The following is a 26,592-nucleotide window of genomic DNA, read 5'->3' on the forward strand; positions in this document are numbered from 1 at the left end:
AAAAATTCAATACATTTATCAACTGTTTAAATTATAGCCAGTATGTTTTCAAAAAATGTAGTTTGTATGTTTGTTGCTGTAATAAGCATTATTTCCTGCGAAAAGTCTCAACCTCAACCTTTTACTTTTGATTTTACCGGAAAAGATTTTAAGGAGAAAGAGCTTACAATGAATGACTATCCTTCTATATTCACTTTTTCAAAATTAAACGACAGCCTACTGATAGTGGAAGGCTCCATATTTCAGGGCTGGAAAAAGGAATCCATCAGGTTTTCGGATACCCTGGAATTAAAAAACGATTTTAAAGTTACGGATAGTACAGGCTACCAGACTCATCAGGTTCTTTTTTATTCCAAACCCAAAAGGGTTTCTTTCCAGTTAACGATTTCTGCCTCCAAACCCAAATCTTTTCTTAAAGGAAAAATTGACAATACTGCATCTGAAATCCCGTCTGAAAATATTTTCAATTATGAAGGAAGGCTTTTTATTGATGATAAAAAACTGAAATATTTCAGTGAAGAATTATGGATCAAATAAATGAATAGAGGTATTTTCTGAAAGAAAAAATAAGAATGATCTGTATTAAAATGATTACTCCAAATTTCAGCAAAAATGACGTCTTGGAAATTTTGTGCCTGAAAAGAAACATCCCGGAAACCGCACCGATGGTTCCCCCAAAAAGCGTTAATGATAAAAGCGTATGCTCAGATATTCTTTTTTTATGATTTTTAGCTGAAAATTTATCATAACTGAAAAATATCAATGTAAGGATATTCATCAAAAGAAAATAAAAGATCATCCCATAAAATTAATTGGTCAAAGCTAATGAAAAATGTATTTTTGACCTTCAAATAAAGGCACAATTTCAATTAAAACACCTATGACAAAAAAATTCATCATCCTGGCTGCCCTTTGCATGATCAGCTATTCCAAAGCACAGGACAAAGCGGAGCAGGCTTTACGCATTTTTGCAGAAAAATATCCGCAGGAAAAGGTACACCTGCTATTCAATAAAAGCAGTTATGTGGCAGGAGAGAATCTATGGTTCAAGTCTTTTGTATTTGATGGGTATGCTATTTCTAACATTTCGACATCTTTATATATAGAATTTTACGATAGTCATAAGATCCAAATAGCAAAAAAATTAATTTCTTTATTTAAAGGAGAAGGTCATGGGAGTATTGCGCTTCCAGAAAAATTAAAAGAGGGAATTTATTATATTAGAGCATATACTGCTTGGATGGCTAATTTTAATGAAGATTTCCAACTAATACAACCTATTGAAGTTTATAATCCAAATTCTCCAGAAAGACTTACAATGAATACAGTTTCAGATTGGACAGCTTCAGCTTATCCAGAAAGTGGAACTTTTATAAGTGATATCAATACAAAATTTGCAGTAAGATTACGGTCTGAAACGTTTACACCTTCAGATTGGCATGGTTATCTTATTGATATGGAAAAGCCTGATGTGAAAATTACTAGCTTCAAAGGATTTGATCAAAATGTTGGATCTTTTAGTTTTACTCCTCAAAGTGGAAAAAAATATGGACTTGTAATTCAAGATAATATGGGTAAAAAACAGAGTATTGATTTACCAAATGTTTCTGATTCAGGCATTAATTTACAAGTTATAAGCAGTATGGATGCTGTAAAATATACTCTAAAGTCAAAGAATTTATCTCAAGAAAATAATTATTATACGGTCTTAGGTACTATTAACAATCGTCTTGTTCATAAAGCACAATTCAAAAAATTATCGGATCAACCATATTCTAACCCCTACTGATAATCTTATAAATGGTATTTTACAACTCACTGTTTTTGATGACAAAGAAAATATTATTGCTCAAAGACTTTGTTTCGTACAACCTGAATTATTAAAAATACAACGACCTGTATTACAAGAAATATCTTTAAATAAAAAACCACGTGAGCTAAACTCATTTAATATAACAAATAATTACACCGTTCTGGTTCAAGATCCCGAAATAAAGAGTTCAGAAGAAGAAAACAATTTACTAAGCCGTTTGTGGCTTACTGGAGACATTACTTCTAATATTATAAAACCCGCACAATATTTCATAAAGAATCATAATTCCGAAGCTTTAGATGCTCTATTAATTTCTGAAAAATGGAAACGTTTTGATTGGAAAAATATTATTTCAGGTATTTACCCTGTTATAAAATATCCGGCAGATTCATCTTATATTACATATAAGGCCAAAGTAATGATTAATAATCAGCCAGCTGTCAACGCTTCTTTAAGCTTAATTTTTGATATTCCTGAATTTGGCTCAAAATTTTATGAGATACAAACAGATGAAAATGGAAATTTTACACTAAGCGGAATGATATTCGAAGATAATATGAAACTTTCATATCAATTAAATAAAGAGCAAAAAATGGATAAAAGAGACTTTCAGGTTTTTTTTCAGCCAAATTATGCTTTTATACCCTATAAAAATAATTTACCTAAAAGCAAGTTTAATCTTACAAAGAGACTTTCTGAAGATGCATTATCTCCCGAAGAAATTAGATCCATAGCGACTAAAAACACTCAAAAATTTATATCTGAAAAAATAACAGATATCGAGGAAGTAAAAATTAAAACATCTAAAAGTGATAAATTAAAAATTCTTGAAAAAAATTAAGCAGTCCATTATTTCAAAGCATTAATGAACAAATTTTTGATTTTGTAAATGATCATGAAGAAGCTCAGACAGCACCTAACATATTTACCTGGCTGCAGGCTCGAGTAGCAGGATTAGAAATATATTCTACTGGTATAGGATATAAAGTGAATCTCGGGGGCTACAAACCTCTTATTTTTCTTAACGAAATGGCAGTAAGCACCAGTCAGATTGAAATGATCCCTGTATCAAGTATAGCTATGGTTAAAGTTATCAAGGGAACTTTTCCAGCTGGTATGGGCAGTTTAAATGGAGCCATAGCTATATATACGCGTCATGGTAATATGGCTCCAGAAATTAAATCACAAGATAAATTATCCGGATTAAAGCAATACACATTTAAAGGATATGATAAAGAAATTCCCTTTAATAATTCGGTTTATATTAATCCCGATTTTAAAAATATTCCAAAAGACAGTCGAAGCACTCTTTACTGGAATCCTTATCTGGAAACACAACCCAATGAACCGGCAACCATTCAGTTTTATAATAATGACGATGCTAAAAACTACAAGGTTATAATTATGGGATTTGACAGGTCTAATGATATTCCGGTGTATTATGATGAGATTCTCGAGTAGTTTTGATTGTTTTCAAAATTTAGTATCTTAGTGATTAGTCACAGCTTTCATGGATAACCATTCCAGTACGTCATTGTTGTGAAGTGCTTTCAAAATTTAGTATCTTAGTGATTAGTCACAGCTCGTTTGTTTTCATTTTAATCTGTTTTTTGGTTGTGAATTGCTCTCAAAATTTAGTATCTTAGTGATTAGTCACAGCATTGTGAGGTATTAATAGTCTGTTACGTGCGTTGTGAATTGCTCTCAAAATTTAGTATCTTAGTGATTAGTCACAGCTCGCCACTTAGATACACAGATAGCTGATGAGTTGTGAATTGCTCTCAAAATTTAGTATCTTAGTGATTAGTCACAGCACGGCCGGCAATCCTAAATAATCTGCAAGAGTTGTGAATTGCTCTCAAAATTTAGTATCTTAGTGATTAGTCACAGCTAAATACTAATTCTAAGTGTGACATGTTATGTTGTGAATTGCTCTCAAAATTTAGTATCTTAGTGATTAGTCACAGCTTCACTGGCTCAGCATCGGATATAGAAATGGTTGTGAATTGCTCTCAAAATTTAGTATCTTAGTGATTAGTCACAGCGGATAAGGAAAATTCCACCCAGCCACGTGAGTTGTGAATTGCTCTCAAAATTTAGTATCTTAGTGATTAGTCACAGCCCGGTAATCGGTTAAAGCTCTTTTTATCCTGTTGTGAATTGCTCTCAAAATTTAGTATCTTAGTGATTAGTCACAGCCGGAATTCTTTTTTCCTGCTTTCATTTATGGTTGTGAATTGCTCTCAAAATTTAGTATCTTAGTGATTAGTCACAGCAAACAAAGAGCTATTTCTATCAACAGATTCGTTGTGAATTGCTCTCAAAATTTAGTATCTTAGTGATTAGTCACAGCCAATTACGGAGGTTTCATATTTACTGCCGGGTTGTGAATTGCTCTCAAAATTTAGTATCTTAGTGATTAGTCACAGCGTATTTGTCGCCGGCATATATATGTCCTATGTTGTGAATTGCTCTCAAAATTTAGTATCTTAGTGATTAGTCACAGCGTTATTATTTGTTTTATTAATATCAACAATGTTGTGAATTGCTCTCAAAATTTAGTATCTTAGTGATTAGTCACAGCCAGCTTGATATATTTTAGCCTTCCTGAGTAGGTTGTGAATTGCTCTCAAAATTTAGTATCTTAGTGATTAGTCACAGCCTGTCTTCTACGGCAAATATACGTTTTGTAGTTGTGAATTGCTCTCAAAATTTAGTATCTTAGTGATTAGTCACAGCTTGCGGTAGGGAAGGGGCTGTAGTGTTTCCTGGTTGTGAATTGCTCTCAAAATTTAGTATCTTAGTGATTAGTCACAGCGCGGCCGATCAAGACGTAAGTCATCGCTTTGTTGTGAATTGCTCTCAAAATTTAGTATCTTAGTGATTAGTCACAGCACACGGGACCAATTCGCCCATATTGAGGCTGTTGTGAATTGCTCTCAAAATTTAGTATCTTAGTGATTAGTCACAGCGGCACCTTTAAGGTTGCCATCCATTTTCAAGTTGTGAATTGCTCTCAAAATTTAGTATCTTAGTGATTAGTCACAGCGGGTTATTCAATTTTTCTATTAATATTAATGTTGTGAATTGCTCTCAAAATTTAGTATCTTAGTGATTAGTCACAGCTGCGGTAGGGAAGGGGATGTCGTATTGCCTGTTGTGAATTGCTCTCAAAATTTAGTATCTTAGTGATTAGTCACAGCTAGCTTATCCCTATAATAACGGGGAAGAGGGTTGTGAATTGCTCTCAAAATTTAGTATCTTAGTGATTAGTCACAGCTATAATTGTTTTTATACTCATTGCCTGATTGTTGTGAATTGCTCTCAAAATTTAGTATCTTAGTGATTAGTCACAGCATTTCGTGCCATTTTCTGGGCGTCTGTAAAGTTGTGAATTGCTCTCAAAATTTAGTATCTTAGTGATTAGTCACAGCATGGTACTTTTAGCTATACGCCACCAAATGGTTGTGAATTGCTCTCAAAATTTAGTATCTTAGTGATTAGTCACAGCCTCAAAATATAACCCACTGAATTATAGTGGGTTATATTTATTTTTAGAATTAAAAAAATCAGAATAGTTCAAGCTGTTGGAAGGTTGGTGGTGGCTCTTCTTTATTTCTGGCAAAAAAGATTTCAATATCTCCAAATTGTTTATCCGTAATACACATAATGGCCACTTTACCGGCTTTGGGTAACATAAATTTTACTCTTTTTATATGAACTTCAGCATTTTCACGGCTTGGGCAGTGACGTACATACATAGAAAATTGGAAGAGGGTAAAACCATCGTCGATCAATGCTTTGCGGAAACGATTGGCATCCTTCATATTGGCTTTGGTCTCCGTTGGTAAATCATATAATACTAAAACCCACATAATCCGGTAAGCGTTAAACCTTTCGGCATTCATATCAATTCGGGATAAGAGATCAGACGTTTTTCTCCTGTATAGCATTTATAAAGCGAAGCAACCGTTGTCTTTACAGCTACCAGCAACGGTCTGGTCTTACCATCGATTTTCACATCTTTTGTTGCCACCTGTAATATATGGGCCTTAAATTCTTTTGTCAGCTCATCAGAGTTTGGATTTTTCGTCAGCCAATCCATAACCAGTAAGTCAATAAACGGGCGATAAGGTTCCATCAGATCATCAGCAAGACAATAAGGATTGTATTTATTTTTGTGAAAAATTCCCAATACAGGAAGTAGTCCCGTTTCAACAATTGCCCTGGCAACAATACTCCGCAAAACAGAGTAGCCGAAATTGAAAAACTGATTAGGAGAATCTCCAAAACGCTCTCTAAGAAAATCCAGACTGATCAGATATTTCCAGTAATGCTGCGCTGCAATACCTTCCATATTGGTGATATCGCCGCTTTTTACATTTTTCTGATAGTCTGCCATAGGTTCATAGTAGTTCCCTAATTTTCTGAGGACTTCCATCTGATTTTCTATTTTACATTCTATGGTTTGTTTCCAAAGCTGTTTTTTAAGTGGTTCACTAGCTTCCAACTGATCTTTCACTCTGTCTGAATGTTCTGTATGCCCATATAGAGGAAGCATGATCCCGTAGGGTAAATGATGAGCATCACAACTTACCACAACTACATTATTTCCCATCATTTTTTGAATAAGCTGATGCGAAACCGTGATCTGGAAATGATCCAGCATCAGCAATCCCAGATCTTCCACAGGAACACTTCCTTTTTCTGTTTTGGTTTCCGGGCAAAGAATTTTCATCTGCTCATCTTTGAGCTTCAGATATGCCGGACTGCCGATATAGATGGAACGGGTAATCATGATTCTTATAGGGTATTAATATTCTCCTGCCTGTACAATCCTACCTAAATGATTAAGCCTGACCTTTACAATATTTCTCAACCCCTCAAGACTTTTTACACTTTTATATGTTATATCCTTTAACTCCTTCTTATCTTCAACTGATGTTTCTAAATGATGCCTGAAAACATATTCTCTAACATATGAATTGCCATATAATAATTTTGAAATTTTCTGAACTCTGAATAAGTTTTTAGAAATCATTTCTAAATTTCCATTATCATATAAATCTATTTCGTTCGGATTGAAATCTTCACCCAGAAACAGAAACATTTCATTTTGCTTCAAGGTAAACAAAAAACGGTATCCTTCACCGGATCTGTAATTCTTATTAACAACCGGTAATTTTTGGTTCACTCTTTCAACCGCTTCATAAAAGGAGACGATATCATCATCTAATTCTCCATTTTCTTTTATATACACTGCTAAATGGTGATTATTACCCGTACTCACAAAATCCACCGGAATTTTATTGTTATGATCATCTAATATTTCATTCCCGAAGTGATCTTTCTTAAAATGTAAAGATTCTGCATTGCTGACTCCGGTAATGGTAACACTTTTTATTGAAATTCCTTTTTCCTTATTAAGCCATATCGGGTTTTTGTCCAAATCAGAAAAAGCTTCTTTTGCATTACCATCAAATTCATCCAGACGGGATTTTAAAATTTTCCGAGTTCCGGCATCTATAATTTTTTCCAGATTCTTATAATCCTTAAAATTGTCCGCATTTATAGGTTTTCTAATCGTAAAAATGGTGTCATACCATGAGAGGATAATTTTTTCAGGGATAACACCAGTCTTTTCCTCGTTATAATAAACAGGATTTTTCTGGATGGCATTTTTTCCGGAAAAAGCTTTTTTAGGATCATTTCCATTTTCATTCAATCTTTTCAATAATGCATTTTTGTAGACTTCATTCTGCACTTTCTGAATAGTCTGCAGATCAAATTTTGCCGATATTTTTTCTTCTCTGGTCTGCAAAATTCTGGCAGTTCCATAGACTGTTTCTTTATGTAGCTGTCCTCTTGGTGTAAGTCCCGTTTTTTTGATGACTCCGCCTTTTTTCTTAATCTTATTGATATTAGAGGTTACCACTTTATTTTTCGCTTTATGAGAGATCAAAACTTCCTGTAAATGTTTTTTGGCCATTTTTCTGAAATCTTTAATCGGAGAAATGAATCTCCTCGATCCGGAGCCATTCTTTTTTTCAATTACTTCTGTAATCATATTCTCAATAGCATAGATATTTTTGTGTTCCTTATGCTTTTCATTACTTCTTGCATTGAGATAGTTCAGATACTGGATATGATTATGGGTTGTAAAAGCAACTGTAAGTGCATCCATCGCATGATGACGGTGGTCGTTTCGCTTAGACCATTCAGAGATGATTTCTTTTTCTTCTCCTTTAGAGTTTCTAACAATCTCGGTAAGTCCTGATTTTCTGAATTTTTCCAAATTCAGTTCTTTCATCGTATTCACCAGATTCCAGTCTTCCCTGAGCTTATCCGTAATACTTCCTGAGGTAGATATCACAGAGTGGGTAATTCCGAAAAGAATTTCTTTGGCTTTTTTAGCAATGTATTGTGAGTCCCGTAAATCCCGTTCTACAAAACCATCACCAATCTCCAACCCTTTTTTCAATAACTTCTCATATTTGGCTTTAGAAATAGATTTTTTCTCGTAAAGCTCTTTAATGACATTCAGATATTTTCCGAAATCTTCTTTATTACCCTGTTCTATAAAATCGTAAGCCGTAAAATTCCCTTTATCCAGATTGGACTGCCTCGGAACCAGAACCTTATTGGAAAAACTGTCATCAAAAAACCTTGATTGCGGAATAATATGATCTATATCGTATTTGCCCGTAAAAAGGTTTTCTTTTTGTATTTTCTTATCCGTATAAAGATCTTTGAACCCATTAGCGGCCAATTCCAGATATAGCTTATAACGTATAATATCATTTTTTGACGGCTTAGGAATACCAAATTCTCTTTTTAGTTCCTCTGCATACTTTTGATGGAGAAGTGTTGCTTCATTCATACTTTTAGTCATTTCAGCTCTCTCTTCGGCATTTTTTTTCAGCTCTCTTGCCAATTCAATTCTTATCTCGTCCGGGTTTCCATATTCTTTGATGATTTCATTGACCAGATTAATCATTTGATTCAAAATCTTTTCAACCACAGGGTTTCTCAAAGAATTTTTGGAGAGAATATCTAATTTATCTTTTAGCACTCTGTTTTTTAAATCTTCAGCAGTTAAAGAATTCTTTGAATGATTATATCCTGCCAAAAAGCACGCTTCGCTATATTTATGCTCTTTGATGTATGGGAAAATCCTACGCATTGCTTTACTGCTTAAACTTCCATATTCTTGTGAAAATACAATAGAAGATAATATTTTGGAATGTTCTTTTTTAAACCCAAATTTCTTTTCCAAAAGCTCATACAGCTTTTCGTTTCCGGAAGCAGAATTATCGCCTTCATATGAGTATAGTAAATGCCATAGCTGATAAAAAGGCTGTTTCTCATATTCCGGGTTCGGAAGTTCAGGATCAAAATCCAAAACGGAAGTATTGATAGTGTTAGCCTCAAATATTGGTTTTATCATCGCTTTTATTTCAGAAGCAGATACTTTCAGTTCAGATAATTTGGCTTCATCTTTATCTTCTTTAATTTTCAGCAACTTAAAAACATTATATCCTTCCAGGTCCAGAATTTTCAGATAAGCCTGGTACAATTTTTCATTCGTTTTATTTCCTTCAATGGTTTTAAAATTGATTTTCACCTCTTTTTCCTTAAATCCAATAAGCTCCAGAGCTTTTTGTGCGGTGATATTTCCCTTCAGATTCACTTCATCGAAAATCATTTCTTTTTCTTCCAGATCCAAAAACCTCCTTCCCTCTTCATTTTTAATCTCAATGTTGTTCAAAACCTGCCAAATTTTAAATTCCTGAAACAAAGGAGAAGATTTGGGTGCTACTTTTAATCCTACCGTTTTTCTTTTAGTCTTTCCATTTTCCTGAATTTCAATTTCCTTGTTTTCAAATTCACAGATACTGATCAATCCTTTCTGTGATTTCAGTTTTCTCTGATAAAAAATAACCACATCCCGGATTTCATCCTTTAATTCAAGGGTCAGTTCAGAATGGAATTTTGACTGTGCTTCCCAGATTTTCTCGAACTCGTCCAAATAATCCTGCCTGTAAAAAACCTGATTTTTGAGTCTGGTATGGGGATTTTTCTGCAACTGTACATAAAGATACTCCCCAATCGTCTGATCGTTAAAATAAAGCTCTTTACTCCTGTCACTTATTGCTCCAAGATAACCACTTGAATTATTGAGATTATTATTGATTTCTGTAATTACATAAGCTACTTCTTTAATATCCAGCTGGTGAGAAATAGCTTTACTTCTCCACTCATAAGCCTGTAGCTTCTTTTCTTCTTTTGTTCCTTTATTATCTGCCGTATAGATTTTATAACGATTCAAAAAGGTGGCTATGGTTGCCCTCTGCCCTTTTCCTTCAAGTTCTTTTTTAAATTCATCTGTCAGAATTTCGAGATAAAATTGTTTTTGGAAGCTCCATACCTTATCCAACTCTGCCTGTAGATCTGAACGATAAAAATCAGGGATCTGTTTTTTACCCTTTTTTAAAAGCTGATATCCATATTCTCCGGGAGTACTATTTCCCTCATATAATTGCTTCGCAACAGCCATCCCGTCAATGGCTTTCCCCTCATCATCACTTTGTACTTTCCGGCTGCTTTTATAGCCTCTTTTTTTGTTGATCAGAAATAAAACTCTTGCCAGTTCAGATAATTCAATTTTTTCTCTTGCAGATTTCGCCCTCAGCTGTTGAGTCTGAAAAGTAGAATGCTCTCCTACTTCAGTTAAGATATCATTCCTGTTTATAATTTTATGATCGATTAAAATTTCCAGCAGATTTTTCCTTCTCAATTTGAAACGCTGGAGGTTTCTTCTGGCGCTTCTTGCCAAAGTCCTCCCCGCATTGGTAGTAATAGGCTTTCCCTTTTCAAAATTAGTTTGTTCGTCTGTTGTAAGGGGATTTACACGAACTCCCAATTTTATAATTTTATTGTTTTCCGGATTTTTAAGATCTTCTTCAACCACAGCCCATCCTATGGAAGACACTCCGAGGTCCAGTCCTATGATTCTTTTTGACATAGTAATACAGTTATTAGTGTTATATAAATGTAAGAAAATTACATTATTAGTAAATTACGGTTTTCCGTATTGTATAATCAAATCTATTTACTATTTTTGAATTACTAAATTTTGAAAGCAATTCACAATAAGGATTATTCCGTTGTGAAAACATTTAAGGCGGGGCAACTCGCCTTTTTCATTTCAAAACACTATTTTCGCTTTTTCAAAAAACCAAAATGACTTCTTTAAAATTTATACAGCAGCAACTCAATATATCCGAAAAAAGCATAAGCAATACCCTTCAGTTATTATCAGAAGACTGTACCATCCCTTTTATTGCCCGCTACCGGAAAGATAAAACCGGAAATCTGGATGAAATTCAGATAGAGCAGATCTCAAAACTTAATAAGCAGTTCGAAGAGATCATCAAACGAAAAGAAACCATCTTAAAATCCATTGAAGAACAAAATGCCCTGACTGCCGAACTGAAGCAAAGAATTGAAGACAGCTTCGATATTCAGGAGCTTGAAGACCTTTACCTTCCTTTCAAAAAACGAAAAAAAACCAAAGCTGATGCAGCAAAGGAAAAAGGACTGGAACCTTTAGCTAAGATTATCATGAGCCAGAAAAGCAATGATCTTTTGTTTTTGGCTTCAAAATATATCAATGAGAATGTATCATCGGAAGAAGAAGCTTTACAAGGCGCAAGGGATATCATTGCCGAATGGATCAATGAAAACATGTATGTCCGTAAGAATCTGCGCCGGATGTTTCAGCGTAAGGCAGTTATTACTTCCAAAGTTGTAAAAGCTAAAAAAGATGAAGAAGATGCTCAGAAATTCTCCCAATATTTTGAATGGGAAGAAAACCTGAACAGAACTCCTTCGCACCGGCTTCTTGCCATGCTCAGGGCCGAAACCGAAGGCTTTGTGAAAACCAATGTGGAAATCGATAAGGAAGAAGCTATTGATTTTATAGAGAATGCAATCATCAAATCTAATAATGAAACGTCAGAGCATATTTCATCTGCCATAAAAGACAGCTACAAACGATTGCTGGAACCTGCTATTTCCAACGAAGCCTTACAAGAAGCTAAAGAAAAAGCGGATAAAAAAGCAATCGAAATTTTCTCAGAAAATTTAAGCCAGCTACTCTTGGCTCCTCCTTTGGGAGAAAAAAGGATCCTGGCTATTGACCCTGGTTATAAAAGCGGCTGCAAGGTGGTCTGTATGGATGAAAAAGGGGATCTTCTGCATAATGAAACCCTCTACCCTCACGCTCCGCAAAATGAATCCGGAATGGCCATGAAAAAGATCCGTTCTATGGTCAATGCGTACAATATTGAAGCGATCTCTATCGGAAATGGTACAGCAAGTCGCGAAACAGAGTTTTTTATTAAAAAAATTGCATTTGATAAGGCTGTTCAGGTTTTTGTGGTCTCAGAAGCCGGTGCGTCTGTGTACTCTGCCAGTAAAATAGCCCGGGAAGAGTTTCCATCTTATGACGTGACGGTTCGTGGAGCTGTTTCTATCGGAAGACGATTGGCTGATCCATTGGCTGAACTGGTAAAAATAGATCCAAAGTCCATTGGTGTTGGACAGTATCAGCATGATGTAGACCAGACCCAGCTAAAGAACGAACTTGATTCCACAGTAATGAAATGTGTAAATTCTGTTGGTATTAACCTGAATACGGCAAGCAAATCACTTTTAAGCTATGTTTCCGGGATCGGTGAGAAAATGGCTGAAAATATTGTGAATTACCGTTCTGAAAACGGGCCTTTTGAAGACAGAAAGCAGTTGAAAAAGGTACCCAGATTAGGTGAAAAGGCCTTTCAGCAGGCTGCTGCATTCGTAAGGATCTCCCATGCCAAAAATCCTTTGGATAATTCTGCGGTACACCCTGAAGCTTATGGAATCATAGAAAAGATGGCTAAAGATCTGGGGATCAGAACAGATGAGCTTATTGCCAATAAGGAAAAGATCTCTCTGATCCGGCCTGAAAAATACATTACTGAAGATATCGGTATTCTGGGGATAAAAGACATCCTTAAAGAGCTTGAAAAACCGGGATTAGACCCGAGAAAAGCTGCAAAAATATTTGAATTCGACCCTAATGTGAAAAGCATTAAAGATTTAAAATCGGGTATGATCTTACCGGGGATAGTTAACAATATTACGGCTTTCGGATGTTTTGTGGATCTGGGGATCAAAGAAAGCGGGCTGGTTCATATTTCCCAGCTGAAAGACGGTTTTGTTTCTGATGTGAACGAGGTAGTAAAGCTTCATCAGCACGTTCAGGTAAAAGTAACTGAAGTGGATGAAGCGAGGAAAAGGATCCAACTGAGCATGATCATATAAACTTCCTATGGATAGGTAAACCTCCTGAAATAAATTATCGGATAAGAGCTATAACTATTATAAAAAATAACCCCTGCTTTTCGGCAAGGGTTATTTTTTATTTTTTTGATTCCTCAACAGAAACTTTTCTGAATTCTTTGAACAGTTTGCTTAGTTCTAAAGCTGATTTACGAGCTCTTGTTCCGGCTGCCTTGTTCCCTTTTTCTGCCTGTTGGTTTGCTTCAGTAGCGAATACTTCAAATTCCGCGTTGATTTTTTCGATTAGTTCTTTCATTTTATTTAAAAATTTAGGCTGCAAATATAGGTTTTATGGGAATTCAAGCCTAATTTACTTTAAAAAAATTGCACTTGTTGGTATTTTGTTATACAGAACCAGAAATAAGTACTTCTTAAACCACACCATTAGAAGCTTATTCTTATTTACTTTAAAACTTACAAATTTTCTACAAAATTTATTTTTTTTAAATAATCATTACAGCTTTTAAAATCCAAATAATTATTTTTAAGCAATTCAATCTGATATTTTATTGGTAGAAACCCGCCCCATTTTGAGAAATCTAAAGCTCCCGGGCTTTTGTCCAACATTAGCATCAAAGCAAAATTTACATTCTTTTTTTCGCATATTTCTTTGAGTTTTGATTTGAAGATATTTTTGTCTATTTTCAGATGAAAAGAACTGTTCCATTCAAAATATTGACAATCTATACCTTCTGTTTCTAAAAGAAATTTAATTGTCCTGTTGATTTTAGAGTCTGCAAATGAATAGAAGGTCAGATTATCATTACTAATCAGTAAAGGACGTTCATTAACTATGTCTTTAATATTAAAAACGGAAAAATCATTCCGCAGATTATTAATTACATTTTCCCCATTTTCACTAAGTGCTTCAATCTTATTTTTTGTCACTAAAATTTCAAGCATTTTTTCTCTTATTTTGTGTGCCGTATCTCCCCCACTTCCAAAAAATAAAGGTTTTTTGCCATCCATTGCTCTCACCACCTCTACTTTTTTTGCTTTAAAGTCCACATGTAAGATCTTCCATATCTTAGCTGCAAGAAAAATATTTTCATCTTTTTTTAATTGAAAAGATAGAGGAAGCTCTCCTATTTTATTTCCGTTGCTGGAAACTTTAAAGAATGTCTCTGTTTTAAAAACACTATAAAAGTCTTTATTATTAACAATTTTTTCTCCTTCTATTCCGATAATAAATTCATAGTCCAACTTTTCAAGAAAATCTATCTGCAAAAGATGATTGATAATTTCTTCCGCCTCTTCTGGTTCGATATACACAAACGCAGTATTGAGCCGAATTTCTTCTAAAAGTTTATCTAAGATTATTCCTGATGTTCCCTTAACAATAGACAAAATCTGATGAACAAGAATGTCATAGGGTTTTTTATCAATGCGGACAGGCTCTATATATTGATCTTTATACAAATGCCAGCAACCCAATGACTGCAATAAATTCCATTCATCTGTTGCATATAGAAACAAATTGCTTGCTTTATCTTCCCGCCTCCCACTTCGTCCGACTCTTTGAATTAATGAGGCAATACTGTTGGTTGAATCAATCTGAACGACCTCATCCACATTCCCAATATCAATTCCTAATTCCAGTGTAGATGTACAGGAAATACAGAAATTTTTATGTTTATTTTCCTGATCTTTAGCAAATTTTTCTATATCTTCTCTTACCTCCTTGTCAACAGAAGAATGGTGTGAAAAATAGTTTTTATGCCCATTTTTCCTGTCTGATTGTCTCTTAAGTTTTACGGCCACTTCTTCTACCCTGCCTCTGAAATTAGGAAAAATTAGTGTTTTACTGTTTTTAGTCTGCTCATAAAGATCTTCTATCAGTTCTGACGGAAGTTCACTGTTTCCGCCTTCAAAATATTTAAATACCGCATTGATAGGCTTTGGAGTGGTGTCTCTTATAATTTTCGTATGTTCAGAATCGCCAAGGAATTCTTTCAGCTCCATGTATTTATTAGTATCACTTATTGTGGCAGAAAGTGCTACAATACTGATTTTTTTATTATTGACTCTTTGTAACCTGTTCAATAAAGACTGAAGATGAATTCCACGGTCTGAACCTAAAAAAGAATGAATTTCATCTATAACAATATATTCCAAGGCGGAAAATAAATGACAGACGTTATAGGGTTTATTCACAAACATTGCTTCCAGGGACTCGGGAGTAATTAGAACTATTCCTTCAGGATTTTTAAGCAGCCTGTCTTTCGCTCCTTTAGCAGCTTCCCCATGCCATTTCGTTACGGGTACATCAAGATAATCGCAAAGGTCCTGAATTCTTACAAACTGATCATTGATTAAAGCAATTAATGGTGAAATATAAAGAACCTTTACTCCCTGTTCTTTAAAGTTTACTTTTGATAAAATCGGCAAAAAAGCAGCCTCAGTTTTACCTGAAGCTGTTCTGGATATTAAAACATAATTGTTATCCGTAGAAATAATTCTTTGAATGGCTGCCTCCTGAATAGGCCTTAGACTCTCCCATTTCTTGTCACGAATATATTTTCTGATAGGCTCAGAAAGCAGGTTGAAGGCTGTCATATTTCTTCTATACTGTCAATAAGAACAGAATCATTTGGTCTTTCATCGGAAATTTCAATTTCTCCGAAAAGCTGTTTTTTATCTACTTCAGGGTTTTGTCTGATAATGTTCAGAATGTTCAAAAAATCCCTGATCACTTCTCTCGGCGTCAGAAATTCTTCAGCTCCGGGCTTGTTAAACATTTCTTCCATGAATGCTGAAATTTCTTCATCAGTAATGTTTAATTCCGTTTTATAATTAAAATCGAAAATCAATTTTAGTTTTTTAAGCAGAACAAAAATTTCATTGTGATTTAAAGGCATCAGTTTAATAACAGGCTGTGCAAAATCCCGGATCTCCAGTGTTTCAAATTTATTGCTTTCTAATCTTGATTTTAAAGCCTGATAGCTAAAAAGCCCTCTTCTTTCATTTTCCAAAAATTCTTTTGTCCCGGCAAAATTGATGAAAAGATTGGTAACCTTTCCCTGGAAACAATCATTGTAAATAGACAAAACTTTCTCGTAGTTTTTCTCACGGGAGGCTGCTGTGGATATTTTGTAGAGATTAATCGCTTCATCCAGATTGATCATAAAACCGCTATATCCCATACTTACAAAGAGTTTGCAGAAATTTTTAAGCATATCATAATAATTGGAATCACTGATAATTTCCCGTACCCCCAGTTCCTGTCTTGCTTCAGTTTTCGTTTTGTATTCTCCTTTAAGCCATTTCAATGCATTTCTGCGCAGCAATTCATCGTTTTTAGTATAACCTTCATAATACTTTATAATCACGGAACCAAAATCAAAGCCACCTACTTCGGTGATTTCATTTACGGTTTTCATGATTGAGTTTTGAATCAGATTCAAATACTGTTCATTTCTGATCTCTACTAATGAAATATTGTTTTCTTCCGCAGTTTTTGTAATTACCTGCTCAATCCATTTTTCCAGAAGAGTCTGGAGCGCTCCTCCTTCTGGCTTTGTCTGAATAGCAATATTATCCATAATAGCGGAGTATAGGATTACGCTTTTTCCGTCATTGGAATATAACCTGTTGTCCGGGGTGAAATCTGCATTGGCTACAACAAATTTTTGCTTTAAAGCTACCGTATTTAATAAATGAAGCATAAAAGATTTTCCGCTTCCAAAATCCCCGACCCAAAATTTAGCAAGACTATGTCCGTTTTTCACATCTTCCAGAGAGCTGATGAAGGCATTAATTTCGTCAGACCGTCCTACAGTAATATGCTGTACTCCAATTTTAGGAACAACACCGCTGACTAAGGAATTGATAATTGAGGTTGCTTCTTTTGGCTTAATATTGTCAATCATTGTTTAAAAGTTTTTTATAATATTCTGTGTTAATTGTAAAATATTCATCTTCTTCCTCAATCAAAATATCATCAAGTATTTCGAAACAGCTATCATTAACAGAATTAATGGTTGATCCCATGAACATATTCTTTGATTTAATGAACTCCTCAAGATCATTTTGAAGAATATTAAAGCTCTGTTTTTCAAATAAATCCAATATCTCTTTTTGAAGATCTGTTAAATTCAGTTCTTCAAGATACTTTGAAATCTGAAGTTCAGAATTTTTATTTATTATATTGATCGTTAGTTCGTTCTCATCTTTTGCTTTTCCGGTTTTTATAGAAGCATTTTCATCTTCATAGTCATCATTCAGGATTTGTCCCAAAATATCAGCGGTCTCAGAATGTTGAGACTGAATGTTTTTAATTGCTGCATGATCAATTTTAATTTTCTTTCTTTTGGGAAGATATATTTGATTAACTTTTTCAATCGCTTTTTCCAGGTTTCTGTCTGCAATAAATCCGCTTAAAATTTTCTCAAAATCATTAAGCTGTTCATTGGTTGAAAACAGATTCTTCTGAATGGTTTTGGTCAATTGCTTTCTATCAAATTTCGGTGCATTCAGATCTTTATGCAAATAATGAACGTAAAGCCTTAATGCACAGGTTTTATCATATCCTGCAACAAACTTCGAGGCTTCGAAAAATATGGCATCAACAGACGGATTTTTGATGTTAACATCAGTCAATCTGAAAATCTCTCTTTCAAAGGATAAAGGATTGGAATAATCTTCTTTGACGAGATCAAATTTCGCCTTCCAGCGATTGGTATTTGTTTCGTTAAGAATGATATTCGTTTTATAATCGGCATCCAAGATCTGATGTTGATTTTCCGTTAAAAAAGTTTCTAATTTTGAAATTATTTTTTTATTGTATTGGTAAAGAATATCTGGATTACTATAATTAAAATCAATATTAATTTTCCTTTTAATTCCATATACCTCGCGCACACTATTCTCACATAATTTCAGAATATGATTCAAAATTTCTGACTGTACAGAATTATAGGTATATTTATAGTTCAGGCTTTCTTTTCTGTAGTTATATTGAAGACAGACAATAATTTCTGAAAGTTCATCAATCACCGTTTCATAAGCTTTGTTGATAGGAACGCAGTTTTTTTGAAAAAACTCTATTGATCTTAAAAATTGTTTCAGTATCTGTATTTTGCAGAATTCTATTTCGTTGAAAACATTATCCGCAAATCTCAACTTATCAAGAATTTCTATCTGCTCATCATCTAGGTTAAGCTTTCTGGTATACTTTTTACCTATTTTCCATGAGTCATTATCGTATTGCTGATCCTGAATTACAGACTCAGCAGATATTTGTTGAAGATTTGGCTCAAAATTGATTGGAATATTTGCATTTCCGGAAACATCAATAATAGAATTATTTATACTATGTAGATTCCCATTCGACATATTAAGTTTGTGTTTGGTTTGGAACTTCTATGAAGGTTTTTCTTTAAACTGCATCAAAAATATCAAATTCGTGAACCAAAACAATAGTATGTCCTGATTTTCTTAGATCCAATGCTTTTTCAACTTTTCTGCCATAGCATGAATAACTCCAGCAGGCATTATTCATATCTCCAATAATAAGATAATCTGTTTTTTTTGAAATATTATTTACCGAAATTCCCCCTTTATTTTGAATTGCTTCCTGCAATTCATTTCTGGTTCCCCTACTCAAAATTCCTGTAATACAGAAGGTTTTTCCTTCAAAGGTAATTTCAGGATCTACTGCGCAAATTCCGGAAATATTCACATCGGAAGTATCTCTTTCTATTTTCTCGGCTATCTCATTGTTTCGCAATTCTACAAATTGCTTAACGAAGGCTGTTAAAATGGTTCTTTCTTCTTCCTCAATTTTCTTATCTACCACAATAGAAAGGACTAAACTCCTGATCTCATCATAGGGATAATATGAATTTAAATGTTCATTTTCTGAAAGCCAGGCATGAAGCCTAAAGATCTCATCATCATTCAGAACCCCATCAGCCAGAATTCCATGAAAAATTCCCTGCAAAAGCTGCAGATCTGAAGTAATTCCATTGTAGTAAATACTGTCATGCTCATATTTCTGACATAACCAATATAAATCTTCTACCGCTTCTTTTGCAGGTATTTCGTTAGATACCGTATTTTCTATCAGAAGCATAAATTCACGAAACGGGTTTCTTTCAATCAGGTCATAATGATCTTTTGCCCATAATCCGAGCTCTTTCATCTCTTTGGCATCTATTCTATCATCTGAAATAATTCCCAGCAAAATCCCTTTTAATGAATTAAGAGCTTTATCTGCTCTTGATTTAACAGTAACAATCTGTTGATTTACGTTTTCAAAGTTGGTCATTTTTAATAATACATAAGTTAACGTTAAATTTAATAAAAAATAAAATCAACTCATTTATGGTAATCCGTAAAATTTAAATCAAATACATATTTAACTGTATCAATTATAAAAATTTTGAATAACCAGATTTATTAACAACTCAAAAAATTAACGCTCTATAAGTAGTTTAGTAACATAAATAATATCTTTTTCATCTGCGCTTTTAAGGGGCCGCTTACTTTCTGATAAATCTTTTTCAAGTGTATTAAGAAACTAATTTTCTTTTTTTCCACATCATTATAATATTTATAGTTATCTTTAAAAACTTTTCAGCTTGCTCAGGAGAAAACTCCGTACCCATTATTATATTTGATTATTAAAACAACATTGGGTGTTTCAACTATACAGAACCTATACACTGAAGGTTCAATAGCGGTAATACATAAATATAATCAGGCTTTATACAGACTCCAAACATTTAGTAAAATTTAGATATGAAAAATAATTCGATATTTTTTCTGCTGATGATATTTTGTTCACTTTTATCAGCCCAAAATAAAAAAACTTACCTGGCGAAGGTAGAATTAAACGGAAAGTACGGTTATATAGATACTTCAGGTAAAGAGGTAATCCCCGTTATATATGACGATGCCGGGTCTCATAACGACTCTGACGGCCTGGTCAGCTGGGGCAATAATCTCATTCCCGTCAATATTGGAAAATACAATCCTAAAATAGAAACGCCTAAACTGATGGTTAAAGGATCAGAAACAAATGGTACCACTACTTCACATAGCCCATCTGAAATAGCACAAAAAGAAAAGGAAAAAGGGAAATGGGGGTATTGTAATGCACAGGGCATTTTGGCTATTCCTGCCCAATTTACTGACGCAGGCCCCTTCAGTGAAGGGAGAGCCGCTGTAAAAACAGGTGATAAATGGGGATACATTGATACGGCCGGAAAAATAATGATTCCGGCTGCCTATGAAGAAGCCGGCTATTTTTCGGAAGGGCTGGCTTTGGCTAAAAAAGACGGACTTTACGGCTACATCAATACAAAAGGTGAAGAAGTGCTCAAATTTCAATATGAATATGCCTATCCTTTTCAAAACGGGTATGCAAGGGTATCTCAAAAACATCAGTCAAAAGATGACAGGAAAAATATGATCAACAGGACCATCAATAAAGAAGGTAAAATGATCACCCCCGAAAAGTATGATCTGGGATCTGATTTTTCAAATGATCTGGCTGTTTTTTCATTATCGGATATAGAACCTCACAGCATGATCAAGTATGGGATTATTAATACCAAAGGAGAGGTTTTAGCGCCACCTGTATACAATGAAATCTCAACATACAGTGAGGGTATGGCCAAAGTAATGGTCTATAAACGCAGAAAAGGTGATGATGAACGTTATCCTGTTCATGGTTATATCGATACACAGGGCAAGGAGATCGTCAAACCTTCTTTTGCAGTAGCAGAAGATTTTCATCAAGGTACAGCAGTAGTATCTCTGGATGATGACCTTGATAACGGGTGGTTCAAAACCGGGCTCATTGACAAAAAAGGGAAAACCATTCTTGACTTTAAATGGATGTATCTGCAACGCATTGGAAATACCTGTCTTGGAGTAAACAGCAACTGGTTTCGGGCCGCTTCCATTGCCACAGAAAATAAAAGTATAATTGATAGTAAAGGAAAAGCAGCAAACATTACGATCAATAACAGCCTCAATTATTTAGGTGAAAATTTATTTCTCAGCACTAATGAAGAGGATGAGCCAATTGCCATTATCAACTTAGACCAAAAAACTTCTACAGCTCTCCATAAAACCGAAGGAAAGAAATCCGAGTGTTCGCAGCTTGGAACCATCCAGTTCAGTGAAAAATGTAAGGATTGTGAGGAATGGGATGCCCGCCTTCACGGGCTTATGGACTTAAAGGGAAATATAATTGTTGATGCCAAATATGACAGGATATCGGTTTTTGAACCTGTGGATAATTAAGTAATCCTGAAGTATAATGCTGGCAGGTTTAGGTTAAATAAAAAACGGAACAAGTCTTTCTTTTTTAGACTTGTTCCGGGAAGTGACCGCAGAAGGACTCGAACCCTCACTGTCGGAGCCGAAATCCGAAGTTCTATCCATTAAACTATGCAGCCGGCAGATAATTAATAATGAAGGATCAATTATTAATTAAAAAGTAATCTTCACCCCGCCTAAGACCTGAGCACCCAGGACTTTATATCCTTTGTATGTCTGGTATTTAGAGCTTAGAAGATTATTTCCGAGTGCAAAAATACTGAAATTTTTGTGAATTTTATACTCTGCAGAAAGATTTAAATCTGCATAACCGCCTACTTTATCATTAGTATCCTCCGTAGACTGGTAAATGATGTTCGGGGTTGTCTGGATCGCTTCCAAGGCATAAGAGTTTGTCGTTCTGTCACTTGCAAAGATCCCTTTGAATCCCAAAAGGAGCTTTTTATCCAGCATGGTATATTTAGCGCCGATGCCTGCACTAATTAATGGAGCATTATAAATATTTTCATAATTCTTCAGGTCATACTTCCTGAACAGCACTTCCCCGTCCAATATCAGGTTTTCCAGCGGAAAATATTGAATACTTCCTTTAATATCGCTTACATTTCCATCGTCATATATTGCAGAAAAAGTATTGGCAAAATTATAGGCAGAACGTTCTATAACATCATAATTGAACAAATCATTCGCTTTGAAGAACATAATATCCCTCATTTTCCCGAATCCTGCTGAAAAGTCATACTTGATCATCTCATCAAAATCACCCCTTAGCCCTACATAAAAATGATATTTGGTCTCTGTAGGCCTTAACATCTGGTCTGAAAGGATGAATGGATTCTGCTGAAGCAGGTCACCATAGGTATTAAGCTTTAAACCTCCGTCTACCCCGCCATAAAATTTGAATTCTTTGGAAGCGGCAAACTGGAACTCAGCCTGTGGGAACCAATACGTTTTATTACTCTTCATCTGTTCTTCCATCAGCCCATTTGAGTGTTTACCGTTCAGGAAAGCAAATGATGAGCCTAACGTTAAATAGGATTCTCCTTTAGCAAAAGTAACTTTCGGAGTCAGGCCGGTATTAAAGAAATTGGACGAATTCTTATCACGGATGGCAAAGTCTGTCCTTACCGTTTCCAAACCTACTCCCAGATCTGCATTTAAAACAATATCCGATTTACCTATTTCAACGGCATGCTTTGAAAGGTTTGCCAAAATGGACACCTGATTCTCCTGGGCATCAAAATGATCTTTCAGGAATGAAGATTTCACCCTTACATCATTTAAGATCTCATTGGAATAAAAATCATAATATCCGTTGACTTTAAACTGATTGGTTTTCTGTTTCAGATCAACATCTGCAGCCGGTTCTAAGGCATAAATACCATAATAATTATAATTATCCAGCCCATACTCCGCATTGATATTGAATTTTCCTTTATCTCCATAAGCATTTAAAAAAGCTCCTAGGCTTGCAGAACTCTGCTTGGAATCCCAGGCATATTCCTTTTTTAAACCCTGAGTAGAAAGAACGTGAACATCTGCCCCCACTTCGATCTTGTTTTCCAGTGTTGTGGATATGTTAGCATCCGCCAGGATCTTCCCGTAATTGCCCATTCCAAACTGGAAATAGTTATTTTGAGCATTACCGTCGAATTTCGGAGTTACATCTTCCCCCTGAATGGTTGAAGTTTTAAAATCCGAAACCGCAGGCACGTCTGTAATGGTATATTGTACAGGATTCTGGGATTTCTCTTCAGGCGGATAATTCTTAATGGTTTCCACGGACGTCTTTTTCTTTTCGATCTTCTTAACCTCCGGTTCTCTTTTTTTATTAAGAATCAGCTTTTCTTCCTTGATCTGGGAAAACGCAAACGGCGAGATCCCTAAAAATAATATGGATAATAATTGAATTCTTCTGTTCATTGTTTTTGATTTGTATTAACGTATAATGTCGGATGTATAATGTATTTCATGCTATACATTTTACATTGTACACTGTACATTTTACTTTTTAATCTGCTTTTTCACCTCTTTCGCTTCTGCTACGATCTCAGGGAAATCCTGATAGTTCGCAATGATCTGATCACAGGTATAGCTCGCCTGGTAGTTGTCCTTTAAACCGATATAATTCTTTGCCATCAGTACCAGTGCTTTTGCACCCCAATATTCTTCAGAAGCATAGTTATTAGCAAGCTTGAAGACCGTTTCATTGGATGATTTGAAGGCTTTTCCTTTGTTCTGATAGAATGCTTTTGCATATAACGCCTCAGCAGCCACTTCAGTGTTAGAGGATTTCTCCAGTGATGTATATGCCGACTGTGCATCTTTATCTTTCCCTGAATTCATCAGGCTTCTTGCCTTGATCACTTTTGCGGTTTCGATCACCGCAGCAGAGTTTTTATTATTGGCGATCACGGCATCTGCAAGTTTTTCAGCCTGTGAAAAATCTTTTTCCTCCGCATACACTTTCATCAGCTCTACATTCGCATAGTTTTTAATGCTGATATTGGAAGAGTTCCTGATATTCTCCAGATATTTTTTAGCCTCAGCATTATTCCCTTGCGCAATATAGATTTGGGCCAAACGGGTTTGCGCGTCATCCTGGTAATCATTCTGAACATTAGCCACTTCCTGCAATATCAGTAATGCCTTGGTTGTATTATTGGTCTGATAATAGCTCTCCCCTAATTCATACTTAGCCTGATAAAGCCCCTCTCCTGTCGGATTCTGAGTTAAATACTTTTCGTAGTAAGAAATAGCATTTTTATAATCTTTCTTTGTGAAATATTGTTTTCCTGTAGAAAGGTTGATCTCATCAATTTCCGCAGCATCTATATTTACCCCGATATTTCTCGCAAAGGCTTCATATCCTGAAACATCACCGTTCTTCGTGAAAACAGGTTTAGCCGCCTGAACGATCTTTTCCGCATAAGCCGTATTCTTGTATTGCTCTCCTAATGATCTCAGTTCTGAAAGCGCTTTGTCACTCTGGTTCTGATCAATATAATTCTGAGCCCTGTAAATGGAGGCATTGGCGATCAGATCCTTATCTGACGAAGTTTTGATAACTTTTGAGAAATAATCGCTTGAATTGGCAAAATCATCCTGAGCCGCATAAGCCGTTCCTATTTCATATTGGGCATCATCATAATATTCGGAATCCGGGTATTTGGATAAAAGTGTCTTTAAACTGCTGATTTTTGCCTGCGTATCTCCTTTAAAACCTAAAGCCATTGCTTTTTGGTATAAGGTATAATCAGTAGCATCTTCATTTTTATCATAGATAGCGATTGCTTCGTTCAGGTCATTGTTTGCATAATGAATATCTGCCAGACGAAGTTCCGCATCATTTTTAAATTCAGGTTTCGGATTAGTTAAGTACTGCCTGAAATAGGTTTTAGCCTGATCGAATTTTTTGGATTTAAAATAAGCATACCCCAGATCATAAGGCAATTGCTGCTTTTCCGGGAAGCTTTCATTAAGAAGCCTTTCATAACGCACAATCGCAGAAGGGTAATTCCCTTTCTGATAATATACCTGTCCTACCCAATACAAAGCCCTGTTATTAAACTCTTTATTGATATTAAATTCTAAACTTCTTAAGAAATATTTTTCAGCTTCATCATAATTCCCTTTGTTGAATTCTTCCGTTCCCAGCAGGTAAGACACTTCCTGATCTATTTTATCAATATCCGGAGAGGAGCTCTGCAACCTGTCGATAGCGTTCAGTGTTTCCTTATAATTCCCTGAATACAGATAGGATTTCACTAAAAGTGACCTCATTTCCGGTGTTTTGGGATCATTCTGGTTTTCATTAATATAATTCTGAAGGACTGTTGAAGGACTTTCAAAAGGGTTTCCGATATCGTAGCTTAATTTTGCATACTGCTCATGAGCCAGTTTTTTTACTTTGGCATCATAGTCCATCTGGTAAGAAGAGTGGAATGCCGAAAGGGCTTCCTGCTTTTTATCAACTGCAAGATAGGCGTTACCTAACTGATAATACGCATTCTGTGCCAGAGCTGAATTGCTGTTGACAAGCTGATTGTAATAAGAAACCGCTTCATCATATTTTTTAAGCTGAGCTGCCACAAACCCCATTTCATACAGATCATTTTCAGAAGGATTTTGCTGAACACTCAGATAATCTTTCAAGTGAGGATATGCCGAAGCATAATCATTTTTCATAAAATAACTTTCTCCTATGATCTTATGGACTTCAGCTTTATAGGAATCGGAAATATCTTCATTCAGCAGGGTGTTTCCTTCAGAAATAGCCTTGTCATAATCTTTATCATTGTAATACATCTGCACATAGTACGGACGTACCAGTTTTGAATATTTTTCCTGATCTTTTACGGAATCAAAATACCGGAATGCCTTATCGTTCTGCCTGTTGGAGTAATACAAATGTCCCAGCATATAGGCGATGTCTCCTTTTTGGGATTCATCGGCTGTTTTGTAGGCTTCTTCCAGGGCATCTGTCACCCCTTTGGAGTCTCCCATCATAAATTTAGCATACCCCAGTTTCAGGATATACTGTGTATTTTCTTCTTTTGAAAGCTGGTACTGGTTCACTTTCTTTAAAGTTTCCAACGCTTTTTCAAAATCTTTTTTCGCAAGGTAGTAATCTGCTAAAGGCAAATTGGCCTGCGCAAAATAAGCAGAGTTCGGATATTCTTTTATAAAAGCTGCCAGCCCTTCTTCCGCATGATTCTTCTGAAGGATCACGCCAATAACGTTATCAAAGAATTGTGCGGCTTCCTTTTTTGACCTCAATAAATGCTGATTATAGAAATACTGTCGGGCATACTCGAACTGGGAAGCATTATATATTTTGGTCTGGTAAAGATTTTCGGCTAAACCGAACCTGTAATTTTCTTTCTGGGAAAAGTATTGAGACTGCTGCGCCCCGGAAATTCCGTAATAGAAAACAGCAGCAGCCAAAAGTATTTTTTTTGATTTCATTAATTATCAAATTTTAAAATGTATAGGCCGTGAAAAGCAGGCCGGATATTTTAAATTTCAGATAAGATTTATCCACAAATTATCAACGAAAATATTGAAAAGTTATTGTATAAACAAGTGTTTTAACATATTGTTAG

The 26,592-nt window shown here is 35.1% G+C and carries 16 protein-coding genes, 1 tRNA gene and 1 CRISPR repeat array; of the genes, 5 read left to right on the top strand and 12 right to left on the bottom strand.

The window, feature by feature from the left end:
* Window positions 1–66: 66 nt before the first annotated feature.
* Window positions 67–537, top strand: a complete 471-nt coding sequence (locus HNP38_RS05010) for a hypothetical protein (RefSeq protein ID WP_184185391.1) — start codon at window positions 67–69, stop codon at window positions 535–537.
* Here the strand turns inward: HNP38_RS05010 and HNP38_RS05015 are convergent.
* Window positions 530–799, bottom strand: coding sequence for a DUF1294 domain-containing protein (locus tag HNP38_RS05015; protein ID WP_184185394.1), 270 nt, complete (start codon window positions 797–799; stop codon window positions 530–532). The genes HNP38_RS05010 and HNP38_RS05015 overlap by 8 nt on opposite strands.
* Window positions 800–880: 81 nt before the next feature.
* Between HNP38_RS05015 and HNP38_RS05020 the strand changes: the two genes are divergently transcribed.
* Entirely contained in the window at window positions 881–1,789 is a 909-nt protein-coding gene (locus tag HNP38_RS05020; protein WP_184185397.1) for a hypothetical protein, read from the top strand.
* Window positions 1,731–2,654 carry a hypothetical protein gene (locus HNP38_RS05025; RefSeq protein ID WP_184185400.1) on the top strand — a complete coding sequence of 308 codons (924 nt, stop codon included), beginning with the start codon at window positions 1,731–1,733 and terminating at the stop codon, window positions 2,652–2,654. Before HNP38_RS05020 ends, HNP38_RS05025 begins: the two co-directional genes overlap by 59 nt.
* A gap of 618 nt (window positions 2,655–3,272) precedes the next feature.
* Window positions 3,273–5,324: direct repeats of the CRISPR family, unit length 47 nt; unit sequence GTTGTGAATTGCTCTCAAAATTTAGTATCTTAGTGATTAGTCACAGC.
* 58 nt (window positions 5,325–5,382) lie between these two features.
* Here the strand turns inward: HNP38_RS05025 and cas2 are convergent.
* The 3 genes from cas2 to cas9 are packed head-to-tail and all read right to left on the bottom strand — an operon-like array spanning window position 5,383 to window position 10,838.
* A complete protein-coding gene (cas2, locus tag HNP38_RS05035; RefSeq protein ID WP_007842732.1) occupies window positions 5,383–5,721 on the bottom strand; it encodes a CRISPR-associated endonuclease Cas2 in 339 nt (112 codons plus the stop codon).
* Window positions 5,718–6,611 (bottom strand): type II CRISPR-associated endonuclease Cas1, encoded by an 894-nt coding sequence (gene cas1, locus HNP38_RS05040; RefSeq protein ID WP_184185405.1) that lies wholly within the window; start codon window positions 6,609–6,611, stop codon window positions 5,718–5,720. Before cas1 ends, cas2 begins: the two co-directional genes overlap by 4 nt.
* A gap of 15 nt (window positions 6,612–6,626) precedes the next feature.
* Window positions 6,627–10,838: a type II CRISPR RNA-guided endonuclease Cas9 gene (gene cas9 / locus HNP38_RS05045; RefSeq protein WP_184185408.1), complete on the bottom strand. Its 4,212-nt coding sequence runs from the start codon at window positions 10,836–10,838 to the stop codon at window positions 6,627–6,629.
* A 218-nt stretch (window positions 10,839–11,056) separates the two neighbouring features.
* On the opposite strand from cas9, the gene HNP38_RS05050 reads away from it, so the two are divergent.
* Window positions 11,057–13,180, top strand: a complete 2,124-nt coding sequence (locus HNP38_RS05050) for a Tex family protein (protein WP_184185411.1) — start codon at window positions 11,057–11,059, stop codon at window positions 13,178–13,180.
* Between the two features lie 97 nt (window positions 13,181–13,277).
* Here the strand turns inward: HNP38_RS05050 and HNP38_RS05055 are convergent, their stop codons facing one another.
* From HNP38_RS05055 to HNP38_RS05075, 5 genes are all read right to left on the bottom strand, one after another.
* Window positions 13,278–13,454, bottom strand: coding sequence for a histone H1 (locus HNP38_RS05055; RefSeq protein WP_184185414.1), 177 nt, complete (start codon window positions 13,452–13,454; stop codon window positions 13,278–13,280).
* A gap of 158 nt (window positions 13,455–13,612) precedes the next feature.
* Window positions 13,613–15,754, bottom strand: a complete 2,142-nt coding sequence (locus HNP38_RS05060; protein WP_184185417.1) for a DEAD/DEAH box helicase — start codon at window positions 15,752–15,754, stop codon at window positions 13,613–13,615.
* Window positions 15,751–17,067 (bottom strand): ATP-binding protein, encoded by a 1,317-nt coding sequence (locus tag HNP38_RS05065; RefSeq protein ID WP_184185420.1) that lies wholly within the window; start codon window positions 17,065–17,067, stop codon window positions 15,751–15,753. The genes HNP38_RS05060 and HNP38_RS05065 overlap by 4 nt, the downstream gene beginning before the upstream one ends.
* Window positions 17,060–18,532: a tellurite resistance TerB C-terminal domain-containing protein gene (locus tag HNP38_RS05070; RefSeq protein ID WP_184185423.1), complete on the bottom strand. Its 1,473-nt coding sequence runs from the start codon at window positions 18,530–18,532 to the stop codon at window positions 17,060–17,062. Before HNP38_RS05070 ends, HNP38_RS05065 begins: the two co-directional genes overlap by 8 nt.
* Before the next feature lie 43 nt (window positions 18,533–18,575).
* A complete protein-coding gene (locus tag HNP38_RS05075; protein WP_184185426.1) occupies window positions 18,576–19,466 on the bottom strand; it encodes a BRCT domain-containing protein in 891 nt (296 codons plus the stop codon).
* Between the two features lie 473 nt (window positions 19,467–19,939).
* Between HNP38_RS05075 and HNP38_RS05080 the strand changes: the two genes are divergently transcribed.
* Window positions 19,940–21,451, top strand: a complete 1,512-nt coding sequence (locus HNP38_RS05080; RefSeq protein WP_184185429.1) for a WG repeat-containing protein — start codon at window positions 19,940–19,942, stop codon at window positions 21,449–21,451.
* 83 nt (window positions 21,452–21,534) lie between these two features.
* On the opposite strand, the gene HNP38_RS05085 is transcribed toward HNP38_RS05080, so the two are convergent.
* From HNP38_RS05085 to HNP38_RS05095, 3 genes are all read right to left on the bottom strand, one after another.
* Window positions 21,535–21,606, bottom strand: a tRNA-Arg gene (locus HNP38_RS05085).
* Window positions 21,607–21,640: 34 nt separating this feature from the next.
* Entirely contained in the window at window positions 21,641–23,410 is a 1,770-nt protein-coding gene (locus tag HNP38_RS05090; RefSeq protein ID WP_184185432.1) for a TonB-dependent receptor, read from the bottom strand.
* A gap of 81 nt (window positions 23,411–23,491) precedes the next feature.
* Window positions 23,492–26,455, bottom strand: a complete 2,964-nt coding sequence (locus HNP38_RS05095) for a tetratricopeptide repeat protein (RefSeq protein WP_184185435.1) — start codon at window positions 26,453–26,455, stop codon at window positions 23,492–23,494.
* Window positions 26,456–26,592 lie beyond the last annotated feature (137 nt).

The sequence above is a fragment of the Chryseobacterium defluvii genome, assembly GCF_014204415.1.
GTDB lineage: Bacteria > Bacteroidota > Bacteroidia > Flavobacteriales > Weeksellaceae > Chryseobacterium > Chryseobacterium defluvii_A.